This is a genomic window from Butyricimonas sp. Marseille-P3923, assembly GCF_900184685.1.
GTDB lineage: Bacteria > Bacteroidota > Bacteroidia > Bacteroidales > Marinifilaceae > Butyricimonas > Butyricimonas muris.
The window spans coordinates 88,658-99,984 of the sequence record NZ_FXXL01000006.1 but is presented as its reverse complement, the minus strand read 5'-3'; the positions used below and the strand labels follow the sequence as shown (position 1 = coordinate 99,984).

The following is an 11,327-nucleotide window of genomic DNA, read 5'->3' as shown; positions in this document are numbered from 1 at the left end:
TGCTTTTTATTACATTCCGACAATGAGAGTCCTTCCTTTTAGTGTTAGTTTAGCATCCGAACTTTTCTCGAACATCTCGATAAAGGTATCGATATTCTTGAATCGGCTTAAATCTCCGGAGAAGTGGAGATGCTTGACGTTTTCGCTCGTGTAGAACACGTGGATATCATACCATCTGGCGAGTTGATCCATGATGTCTTCCAGTTTAGCGTTTTCAAATTGGAAGATGCCGTCTTTCCAGCAAGTAAAATAGTGTGTATCGACCTCTTTTAATGCTGTAGTCCCGTCTTTATTAACCGTGAGTTGCTGGTCGGGTGAGAGAATGATATTTTTCCCGCCCGGTAGGCTATAGGATATCTTTCCTGTTACTAGAGTTGTGATTAACCGTTCTTTTTCCGGATAACTTGATATATTAAACTGAGTTCCGAGTACGGTAATATTTCCTAGTCCGGTTTTTACGATGAAAGGTTTGTCAGCCTGTTTCTGTACATCAAAATAGGCTTCCCCGATTACCGTGACTTCCCGCGTATCTCCGGTGAACTGTACTGGGTATCTTAATTCCGAGTCGGCGTTCAACCATACTTTCGTGCCATCGGACAGGGTCAGGTTGTATTCTCCTCCGCGGGGAACGACTAGGGTGTTATAGTATTCTTCCTGTAAACTAACCGTGTCGCTCATGGCGTAATTTAGTCCGGAGGAATCCACTTGTATATTGGCTCCCCGTTCCGGAATGATTTTCCTCTCGCTTTTTAACTCAATTTCCTCCCCGTCATGTTTGATTAGATAGGCTTTACGTTCTCCCGGTTTGATGGCGCTAACAAATATATCATCGTTATATGTTACGGGCTCGGGTTGTCGCAAAAGATAAAACACGGTCGTGGTTCCGATTAATAAAAGGATTGCCGCCGCCACTTTCCAAATAGCGGGTAATAAGAATCTTTTTTTAGAGTGCACGAGTTTTTGATAGGCTCGTGTATAATCGAAACGTTCCTGCTGGCGTATTTTTTCTAGGATATATTTCCCGTCGTGTATTCTATCAGCGAGGTGCTTTAATCTCTCGTCGCCATTCACGGGAGTATCCGGGAGTCCGGTAATCTTTCTGAAAAGCCATTCAGCCTTCTCGTGTAATAAATCCCACTTCATGCTTTTTGGTTTTATATTTATTCATTTTGATATATAAATCCCAAATGATGAAGTGCGGGTGACAGACAATTCGTTTTTTTTCTATTATTTTTTTCCTAGAAATTCTAACCAGAATAACAGGACATAACTGTCTTTTAATTGTTCTTTCAAGTACACGTAGGCTCTCTTTTTCTGGGTTTTGACTGTATTTACGCTGATTCCCAAACAGTCGGCAATCTCTTGCACGCTATACCCGTCGGAACTCAACAATAGAATATTTTGCCGTTGTTCGGGAAGTTTAGAGATGGCTACGCGTAATTTCCGTATCATTTCTTCCTCGACGGCTTGATAGAAAAAAATTTCTTCCGTTTCTTCCTGTTCGCTGTTCCACCGGGATAAACGTCGGTCATTTGTTTTTTTATCCCGCAGGTACTTGAGCGAGTTGTTGTACACGGCACGATAGAGGTACACGGAAAGAGCCTTCACTTCGGTAAACACGAGTTCGGATTTCCAGACGGAAATAAGACATTCTTGGACGATATCTTCTGCGATGCTGTCATCGGAAACAATTCCCGTGGCGTAATTGCATAAAGCACCATAGAAAAAACGGTAAAGTTCTTTCCATGCACCTGCCTCTTTCAGGTTTATGCCTTTTAAAAAATTCTCTTGATTTGCCACATCCCTATTTTTCAATCCATTTCTGCAAAGGAACAAAAATTTCTTGAAATAAAAAAGTTGCGGTCTGCACGCTAGACCGCGAGAAAGTTTAATTCTGAGTGGAAATCTTGATAAATTCCTCCATTTTACCCGATGACGGACGGGGAACATGGGTTTCTATTATTTTGCCTTCGGGATCTATCAAAACAAATTGGTACATGTTGTTTGAATTGTAATGATAGGTTTTCAGGAAATTTTTATCCGCTCCCATGAAGAGATGTGTCCCGATTTGTAAGTCTTTATTCCGGATGGCTTCTCTCCATGAATCGGGAGTCTGGTCAATAGATAAACTGACAAGATGAACTTTTCTTTCTTCCAATAGCGGGCATAATTTTTGCAGGAAGCCGAATTCGGTAATACTCGGTTGGAACGTAGGCCACAAGTAAAGACAGACATATTCCCCTCGGAAATCTTTAAGGGAATATTTCTTACCCGTGGTGTCCACGGCTTGGAAATCAGGTGCGCCTTTGCCTGGCGCGATAGTTGTCCAGCTGTCATAAATTTTTTGGAATTGGGCGACCAAATCTTTGTCGGTGACATGTTGATTATAAAAGTCGATGAGTTCTTTCGAGCGAATAATTCCTACTGCTTGCACGTAACTACAAACCAAGAAATTGATCAAACCTTGTTTTACTTGTTCATTTTTGAAATGTTTTTGGAGGTATTCCACTTGTTGCATTACTTTCTCGTAAGGACTTCTAATCGCTCCTTGATTGCCGAGCACGAAGGCAATGCCTTCTGTCACAACCGTACGGTATTCATGGATGTTGAGGAAGTCGGGGTCTTCATCCATCCACGCGAGTATCGCGTCGTAGTAATCCTGCCCCGGTTTGTAATCCCGGAGTTTTGCCATACTTGGGTGGGCTCGTGCGTAGTCGAGAATGGATAGTCCCATCATGTATTTGATACGGGCTTTCTCTCTCTTGACAAATTTTTTGTTCACCTTGTTGATTTCATCGGAATATTTGTCCAGATCTTTTTGGTTCTCGGCAACGAGATTTTTCAGGCTGTTGATAAATTCCGGGACCTCTTGGGCGAAGACGGAGTCCGGTGACCATTGGATGTCTATGTTGTTGAGGTAATCTTGAATCGGTTTGCATCCCCCAGTGATCACGAGGCTTTTAGCCATGCTCTCCCCGTCAAATGTCAGGTTTACATTGTCCCCTTTTTCGAGATACATGAGTTTGACTTCTTTGAAGCCGTTATGAATGGTCACGTACAAGTAATCGAAATCCTCAATGGTACATTCGGCGTGCTTGTTTTTGTCAAATTCAAATCCTCGCACGATACTTCTCATGTAAGAGATGGAAAAGCCTTGGTCGGGAATCTGTTGTACATCCGCGGTGACCGTGATGTTGTTTCCGGTTTGTGCGACGTTCTGCATACAGGATGCAAGTACGAGTAGTAGAAGGATTAATTTACATTTCATGTTCTGGATTTTAGTTTATATTTCTAATTGTTTCAATATTGAATACAATAATAAATCCGGAACAAGAGGGGACGGGTGACAGGAGAGGGGGATTAATTTTAGATTTAATGATTTTAGATTTTAGATTGAAGGATTTAGTGATGAATGAAGCTGGGGTGAGTAACTCAATTCCTCCTCTGTTTATAGGGGAGGTGGCGGCGCAGCCGACGGAGGAGTTTGTTGAAATCCTCACTTTTCCCAAGAAAAGATACAGACATCACGTGTACTTCAACGAACTCCCTCCCGGCTTCGCCGTACTCCCTCTATAAACAGAGGGAGAGCTGGAATGTCACCCCGGCTTCATTCATCACGGAATCGGCAATTTTTCAATCTAAAATTACCATCTCTCTCGTTTTTAACTGTACAGCCGGTGCTTGTTCAAGTATTCCGCTATCTGCACAGCGTTCGTGGCGGCTCCCTTGCGGAGGTTGTCGGAAACGACCCACAGGTTGAGGCTGTTCGGCTGGGAGAAATCCCGGCGGAGGCGTCCCACGAAGACCTCGTCCCGCTCGTTGGCGGTGATTGCCATGGGGTAGAGATTTTGCATGGGCTCGTCTTGCACGACGATGCCGGGGGATTGAGCCAACAGGGTGCGAACCTCGTCCAAGTCGTAGTCTTTCTCGAATTCGAGGTTGATGCTCTCGGAGTGTCCGCCCACGACGGGAACCCGCACGGCTGTGGCGGTTACTTTAATCGTGTCGTCGTTCAATATTTTGCACGTTTCGTTCACGAGTTTCATCTCTTCCTTCGTGTACCCGTTCTCGGTGAACGAGTCACAGTGCGGGAGACAGTTGCGGTCGATGGGGTGAGCGTAGGCTTTCTTTACTTCTTTGCCTTCCCGTTCACCTTCCAGTTGGTTGATGCCTTTCAGACCGCTTCCGGTGACGGATTGGTAAGTGGATACCACCACGCGTTTGATTCCGTATTTCTTGTGCAGGGGAGCCAAGGCGACCAGCATCTGTATCGTCGAGCAATTGGGATTGGCTATGATTTTATCTTCCCGGGTCAGCGTGTCGGCGTTAATCTCCGGTATCACGAGTTTTTTCGTGGGGTCCATTCTCCACGCGGAGGAATTGTCGACCACGGTTATTCCCGCAGCGGCAAACTTGGGAGCCCATTCGAGGGAGGTGTCCCCCCCGGCGGAGAAAATAGCGATTTGGGGTTTCATGTCGATAGCGTCCTGCATTCCCATGACTTTATAGTTTTTTCCCTTGAAGGTGATTTCTTTACCCACGGAACGCTCGCTGGCGACCGGTATCAATTCTGTTACCGGAAAATTCCTTTCTTCCAAAACCTGCAACATTTTTCTTCCTACAAGACCTGTTGCGCCTACTACTGCTACTTTCATTTCGAATGGATTTTTAATTGTTTGAAAGCCTGTTACGGCATTTCTTGTATATAAGTTAGTTGTTTTATTACCGGGTCAAAAATAGTGAATAAGCATTGCTTCGGCAATAGGAACGAGGTATTTTTTCAATATTGTGTCCCCGTGTTAAAATTGTAACAGAACGGTTGACATACCCTTGAATGCCCCTTCTTTAATCCCAATCTGTGGCACGTGCAAATTTATTGTCCGGTGAATCATCGCGAGAACAGGCATGTTGTTGGTGTTAAAAAAGCCTATTGTTTACTAAATCGTGGGCGAAGAGTGGGCAAACTGTGGGCGATGAGTAGGCGATGTCGCCTAATACCCGCCCAATACTCACCCGAAAGTCACCTGCCGGGGTTATGTAACAGTTGGTTTACAGGAGTATATCCCTAGTTTTTGCAGGAAGTGTTTACCGTGTGATCCATGCCTCGCTGTTGCACCATCTCTTTGTCTTGTTTTTTCAAACCGACTTCGTAGTAATTGATAGGGTTATCGTGATCACCGAGGTACATACGCGGTTGTCGTTTGAAAACCGGGTTGATTAGCGAAAATTCCGGCTCGAAGTGCGAGGTGTTGATCTCGGCAAGGTTCAGCAGGGTATGGAAAATATGGTTCGTGGCAACGGGTGCGTTGCTGTTGTAGCGTGCCACTTGATAGAAATTGGGACGTGCCTCGATGTAATTGTCCGAGAACCAGATCATGAACGGGATATGTAGCTGATAATAGGTTGGGATCGGCGAGGCGTGCAGGAAGCGTTTCCGGCTGTCGTCGAGCAGGTCTTCCCCGTGGTCGGGGGAGTAAATCATGGTGGCGTCGCTACCGGAAGCGCGTAATATCTCGATCACGTTGTGCAGGAAATGATCCGTGTAAATGATACTGTTATCGTAGGCGTTGACGAGTTGTGCCTTGTTTTTGTATTCGATTTCGGTGGCGTCAGCCGGGGTAAAGTGAGCGAACTCTTCCGGGTAGCGTTCCTTGTAATTGAAGTGTGAACCGTAAGTGTGGAACACGATGAGGAGGTTGTCGTTTGCCAGCGAGTCGATATAATGCTGCATGAAAGGTAACATGGCTTCGTCGTAATTGTTGATCGTGATTAAACCGCCGTCCTCGGTGGGGCGGATGTTTTTGTAATAATCAGCTTCCTCGCCGAAATAGTCGGTAAACGAGCGGTTCGGTACTTGGTTGGAAAGGAACACGGTCTTGAATCCGGCTTCCTTGAATGCGGTCACTACACTTTTTTGGGTGTATAGGCGCTCGTAATGACAGGCGTCGGCGGCAGACAGGATGAGAGGCACGCTTTTGTGCGTGGTGTTCGATTGCGTGATGGCGTCTTTGTACAAGACGAGGTTAGCCTCGTTTTTCAACTTCGGGTTGGTTTCCCGTTCATAGCCCCATAAGCTCCAATTCTCGGCACGTCCGGCTTCCCCGATGACGAGGACGTATATTTCCCGGCGTTCATGGGCGGTATCCCGTGTGGCGTGGAACGAGAAGTCCTTGGAGGTGACGGGGTAATCCATGCTGCGGTTCCATTTCTTGCAGGCAAAGTAGAAGTTGTACATCACGTTCGCCGGGTAGAGGTCTGTTTTTACTTCGTAGGTGTTGTCCCGTCTTTTCTCGTAAGCGGTAAGACCGGAACCGATGATGAGTAGCACGAGTCCCCACGTGAGCATTTTCCGGCGGAAAGCGGCAGGGCGGACTACCTTGTGATGAACCGCGATGGAGGCCAGCACGATGACCGGGATGTACAGAACGCACACGATGATGATGGAGGGCCAGATGTTGCCCAGCAGTTCGCCCGCCTCGGATGCGTTCGTGGTGGGCAGGTTCAGGAACATGTCCACGGCAATGACGGATTCCCCGAAGAGGTAGAATAGCACGAGTTGGAACGCATGCAGGATAAGCACGGGGATGAGTATGAGTTGCATGAGTCCCGCCCGTTTGAAGAGCGAGAAGACGATCATGTAGATGCTCAAGGGAACAAGGATCAGGATGATCTTCCCGATCGCGGAGAGAGGTTCCGTGAATATCAGGCAGAAGTTGGGGACAAGGTTCAACACGATGAAGAGCCAGAACAGGGTTTTGCTCTTTTTCACGAAGTTGACAAGTCCTTTAGAAAGCCTCGTTAATATTGAAGTAGAATGCTTTGACGCCTTTGCCGATACCATAATCCAATCTTACGTTAATTCTGTTTTTAAATTCCCAACGGTAGCCGATGCCATAAGTGGGCAGGGTGTGGCTCCATTTAAACTTGTCCATGTCCGGAAACACGTTTCCGGCACCTGCCCACGCAGTTATGCCGTGGCGGTTGTATATTTTTTGACGGAGTTCTACTTGCGCCTGTATCAGGTCATTGTCACGGTAGCGTCCCTCGTAGTAACCTCTCATGCTGTACGAACCGCCCATCAGGGCAACCATACTCCACGGGGTGTCCCCGTAGTTGAATATTCCTTGTAATTGCGTGGCAACGATAGCTCCTTTCCACGCTTTGTGATAATACCGGAAGTCGAAGCTGGTACGCTTGAAATCCTGATCGTTACCGAGGAAGCTGGGAAAGAACTGTTGCTCCAGTTGTACGTAGATTCCCTTGTAAGGGTTCGGGATAAAATCTCTCGAGTCATACGAGATTATGATTCCGGGCCCGAAGGTGGTGACGTTCTTGGGTGCCCCGTTGAGGAAGCTGATGTCGTCGAAATCTTTCGCGTTCACGTTGCGGAACATGAGGTTGGGACCCACGTAGAGGTTGGGAGCCAGACGCCACAGGAGTTCTAGTTTGACTTGTTGTTCCAGTCGTTTATATTCGGTGTTGCGGTCTTCATGTCTGCCGGCTTCATAACCGATGCCCCAGAATTCGCTGGGGAAGGAGAAAAAGTACATGTTGGCGTTGAGCCGGAAACGGTCACGCGGGAAGATGCTATTGTTCCGGATTCCCAGCAGGTAGAATCCCGTGGTGGTGATGTCCCCGTAGATGGCGACGTTGGAGGGGGATATGGTTTTGTCGTGCCGGTCGATACGGTATAGCCCGGATGCCACGAGCCCGAGTCCCAGTTTGGTGTCGCTTGAAAAATGCGGTCCCCCGATAATGGAGAAGTCGAATCGCTTTTCTTCTTTCTCTTTGTTGGCGTCCGCGAAATAACGGTAGAACCGATGGAAGAATCCGGTCTTCACGGGTGTGGTGTCAACGGTGACCGTGTCTTGCCCGTTGGCGGAAAGCGACAGGACGCATAATAATGCGATATATAGTGTATGTCGAATCATTTCAGATTGATAAAGTTAAATTAGCATAGATTAAACAATCATTCATCTCGTGATTTCCTTGTACGCAATATTTGTGCCAATTGTTGGGTTAGCCGACAGAGATTCTTTTGGCAGGTCGTATAATCATTAGGGAAAAGTAAGGGAATTCGATTTCCACGAGGGCGTTCCGGTCGGTTTCATGTTGTTCGTTCGCGGTACCCACGTTTTGGTAATAGTGGTATTCGGCATCCGGGTGTTGACGGATGAATTCGTGGACGGTATCGGTGCATTGCGATAATTTCATGATGACGATAACGTGGTTCGTGGTGGTGAGCTCGTGAAGTTCTTCCGGCGTTGTTTTGCCCGGCAGGACGACGAGTTTTTCTTCCTGTTTCACGATATGAAGTCCCGATACCGCTCCTGCGGCGATGAACGCGGGTACTCCGGCAATGACGGAGGTGGGGATGTGCATGGAGGCGAGTTTCTCGAACATGTAGTTGCCGGAAGAGTAGAAGCCGGAATCGCCTTCGGCAGTGACGGCAACCGTTTTCCCCTCGGCAACCCGTGCCGCGATTTCGAGGCAGAGTTCATCGTAAGCCCGGTTGGCAAACGTGCGGTCTTTGGACATCGGGACGTGGAAGACTCGGATTTTACTAGCCTCGACGGGTAGGGACAGGATGATGTCCTGAGAGTACGATTTGAAAGTCCCTTCTTTGCTTTTCGTGCCGGGGCAATAGATTACGTCAACTTCCTGCAAGGCTTTTAATGCCTTGACCGTTATTAACTCCGGATCGCCCGGACCGAGGGAGATGCTGATTACTTTGCCTTTCATGCGATGAGTTTATAAAATTTTTAAAGTTCATAAAGTTTTTAAGGTTTAAAGCGGAAATACTTTATAAACTTTATGAACCTTATGAACTTTATAAACTGATTCCGGGTGCAAAAGTCGTTAAAAAACGGATACGCTCAAAATAATATTTATATATTTGCAGGCGTCTTGGTGCTTCCGTGTTGGAAGAAAAGGGAATCCGGTGAAATTCCGGGGCTGTCCCCGCAGCTGTAAAGTCGTTTCCTGCCTCGAGGGTGGGCAGATTTTTTCTATAAAACCACTGGATTGGAATCCGGGAAGGAGAAAAGATGACAAGCCAGAAAACCTGCCAGATGACACGAATGATTAATACTTTCGGAGGAAAAGAGATGAATGGATTAGTACGTTTATTGTGTATTTTGTGTGCTTGCGGAGTGTTTTGTTGCTGCAAGTCGAAAACGAGTAAGAAGTCGGTCGAGAAACAGACCGTTCAGGCGGGGAGCGATTCGATTCCCCGGGTTCGGATTAAGTACGCTAAAGGGTTTTGGTTGGAGTACCGGGACGGGTATGCCGTGTTGAATGTCAAAGACCCGCAGGAGAGTAGCCACACGTGTTACCAGTACGCTTTGATTCCCCGGGGAAAGAAGGTGCAAACCCCGGCAGAGTTGCCCGTGGTGGAGGTTCCGGTACGGAGCGTGGTGTGCATGACTTCTTTGCAGTTGTCTAATTTTATCAAACTGGACGCGACGGACCGGGTGGTGGGTATCACGAGTACCCGTTTCCTTTTTAACGGGGAGATGCAGAAGCGGGTGGACGAGGGGAAAACGTGCCGTATCGGGATAGAGGGGAATTTTGATAACGAGATTATCATGAGCCTGAATCCCGACCTGATGTTGATTTCGCCTTTTAAACGCGGGGGGTATGATGCCGTGAAAGATATCGGGATTCCTCTGGTGCCGCATCTCGGGTACAAGGAGATGACTCCTCTCGGGCAGGCGGAATGGATTAAGTTCGTGGGGTTGTTGCTGGGAATGGAGGATAAGGCGGGATTGGAATTTGACCGGATAGAGAACCGGTATAATTCGTTGAAAGCGATGGTCGGTGACGTGGAACGCCGTCCCGTGGTGTTTAGCGGGGAGTTGAGAGGCGGGGTGTGGTATGCCGTGGGGGGAAAGAGTTTTCTGGCACAGCTTTTCCATGACGCGGGTGCGGATTATTTCTTGAAAGATGACCCCCGTTCGGGTGGGGTGACGTTGGATTTCGAGACGGTGTACAATCAGGCGGAGAGTGCCGACTACTGGAGAATCGCGAATAGTTTTGCCGGGGAGTATTGTTATGCCGCGTTGAAGGCGCAAGACGAGCGTTACGCTGATTTCAAGGCTTTTAAGGATAAACGTGTCATTTATTGTAACATGCGGGAGAAGCCGTTTTACGAGAGTATGCCCGCCGAACCGGAGGTGGTGCTTGCCGATATGATTCGGGTGTTTCACCCGGGTGTGTTGCCCGACCATGAACCGGTGTATTACGATTTGCTTAATAAATAAGAGTGCATGGGACGAGGGAGAAATACGATATGGATGTTTTTTATCACGGTGTCTATCGTGGTGTTTTTGTTATTGAATATGTTGTTGGGTTCGGTGGCTATCCCGTTTTCATCGGTTTGGAACGTGCTGACGGGTAGCGGGGATGAACCGGTGGCTTGGCAGAATATAATTTTGAAGTCCCGGTTGCCGCAGGCGTTGACGGCGTTGGTGGCGGGTGCGGGACTTTCTATCAGCGGGTTGCAGATGCAGACTATTTTCCGTAATCCGCTGGCGGGACCTTCCGTGCTGGGTATCAGTTCGGGGGCGAGTCTGGGGGTGGCTTTCGTGGTGTTGTTGTCCGGTAAACTGGGGGGAGTGGCCTTGAGTCGTCTGGGATTTATCGGGGAGGTGGCGCTGTCTGTTGCGGCTATCGCGGGTGCGTTGTCCGTGATGGGATTAATCGTTTTCGCTTCCCGGAAGATACGGGGGAGTGTTACTCTCTTGATTATCGGGGTGATGATAGGGTATATCGCGAATGCCGTTATCGGGGTACTGAAGTTTTTCAGCGTGGAGGAGGATATCAAGGCGTACGTGATTTGGGGATTAGGTAGTTTCGCCCGGGTTTCGGGGAACCAGATGATGTTGTTTGTGACGATTATGGCGGTGATTATCCCGCTGTCTTTTTTGTTGATTAAGCCGTTGAATCTGTTGATGCTGGGGGACGGGTACGCCCGTAATCTGGGACTGAATATTAATCGTGCCCGGGTGTGGGTGATTACTTGCTCCGGGGTGTTGACTGCGATTGTCACGGCTTATTGCGGTCCGATTATCTTTTTGGGGTTGGCGGTGCCTCACTTGTGTCGCGCGATATTTCAGACTTCAGACCACCGGATATTGATGCCGACCTCGATGCTGGTGGGGGCTTCGCTGGCGTTGCTTTGTAATCTGATAGCCCGTTTGCCGGGGTTCGAGGGGGCTTTGCCCGTGAATTCGGTGACGGCATTGGTCGGGGCGCCGGTGGTGGCGTCGGTGTTGTTCGGGAAACGGAAGAGGAATGAGGTGGAAATTTAATGATTTACGATTTAT

Annotated in this window: 10 protein-coding genes and 1 riboswitch; of the genes, 3 read left to right on the top strand and 7 right to left on the bottom strand. The window is 48.0% G+C overall.

Features of this window, described 5'->3' with window-relative positions; genetic code table 11:
* Positions 1 to 9: 9 nt before the first annotated feature.
* The 3 genes from CS948_RS06370 to CS948_RS06360 form a co-directional block, all read right to left on the bottom strand.
* Positions 10 to 1,143, bottom strand: a complete 1,134-nt coding sequence (locus tag CS948_RS06370; RefSeq protein ID WP_099290891.1) for a FecR family protein — start codon at positions 1,141 to 1,143, stop codon at positions 10 to 12.
* Positions 1,144 to 1,227: 84 nt separating this feature from the next.
* Complete coding sequence (locus tag CS948_RS06365) at positions 1,228 to 1,800, bottom strand: RNA polymerase sigma factor (protein ID WP_255301888.1); 573 nt, start codon at positions 1,798 to 1,800, stop codon at positions 1,228 to 1,230.
* Positions 1,801 to 1,888: 88 nt separating this feature from the next.
* A complete protein-coding gene (locus CS948_RS06360; protein WP_099290889.1) occupies positions 1,889 to 3,268 on the bottom strand; it encodes a peroxiredoxin in 1,380 nt (459 codons plus the stop codon).
* A 38-nt stretch (positions 3,269 to 3,306) separates the two neighbouring features.
* Between CS948_RS06360 and CS948_RS06355 the strand changes: the two genes are divergently transcribed.
* Positions 3,307 to 3,576 (top strand): hypothetical protein, encoded by a 270-nt coding sequence (locus CS948_RS06355; protein WP_099290888.1) that lies wholly within the window; start codon positions 3,307 to 3,309, stop codon positions 3,574 to 3,576.
* A gap of 86 nt (positions 3,577 to 3,662) precedes the next feature.
* Here the strand turns inward: CS948_RS06355 and CS948_RS06350 are convergent, their stop codons facing one another.
* The 4 genes from CS948_RS06350 to cobI all read right to left on the bottom strand — a co-directional run bounded on the left by CS948_RS06350 (position 3,663) and on the right by cobI (position 8,742).
* Positions 3,663 to 4,655: an aspartate-semialdehyde dehydrogenase gene (locus CS948_RS06350; RefSeq protein WP_099290887.1), complete on the bottom strand. Its 993-nt coding sequence runs from the start codon at positions 4,653 to 4,655 to the stop codon at positions 3,663 to 3,665.
* Between the two features lie 410 nt (positions 4,656 to 5,065).
* Positions 5,066 to 6,769, bottom strand: coding sequence for a lipid A phosphoethanolamine transferase (locus tag CS948_RS06345; RefSeq protein ID WP_255301887.1), 1,704 nt, complete (start codon positions 6,767 to 6,769; stop codon positions 5,066 to 5,068).
* Between the two features lie 16 nt (positions 6,770 to 6,785).
* Positions 6,786 to 7,931 (bottom strand): BamA/TamA family outer membrane protein, encoded by a 1,146-nt coding sequence (locus tag CS948_RS06340; protein ID WP_099290886.1) that lies wholly within the window; start codon positions 7,929 to 7,931, stop codon positions 6,786 to 6,788.
* Positions 7,932 to 8,019: 88 nt separating this feature from the next.
* Complete coding sequence (gene cobI, locus CS948_RS06335; RefSeq protein ID WP_099290885.1) at positions 8,020 to 8,742, bottom strand: precorrin-2 C(20)-methyltransferase; 723 nt, start codon at positions 8,740 to 8,742, stop codon at positions 8,020 to 8,022.
* Between the two features lie 149 nt (positions 8,743 to 8,891).
* Positions 8,892 to 9,087, top strand: a riboswitch (cobalamin riboswitch).
* Positions 9,088 to 9,107: 20 nt separating this feature from the next.
* On the opposite strand from cobI, the gene CS948_RS06330 reads away from it, so the two are divergent.
* Positions 9,108 to 10,262, top strand: coding sequence for an ABC transporter substrate-binding protein (locus CS948_RS06330; protein WP_176555028.1), 1,155 nt, complete (start codon positions 9,108 to 9,110; stop codon positions 10,260 to 10,262).
* 6 nt (positions 10,263 to 10,268) lie between these two features.
* Positions 10,269 to 11,312, top strand: a complete 1,044-nt coding sequence (locus CS948_RS06325; RefSeq protein ID WP_099290883.1) for an iron ABC transporter permease — start codon at positions 10,269 to 10,271, stop codon at positions 11,310 to 11,312.
* Positions 11,313 to 11,327 lie beyond the last annotated feature (15 nt).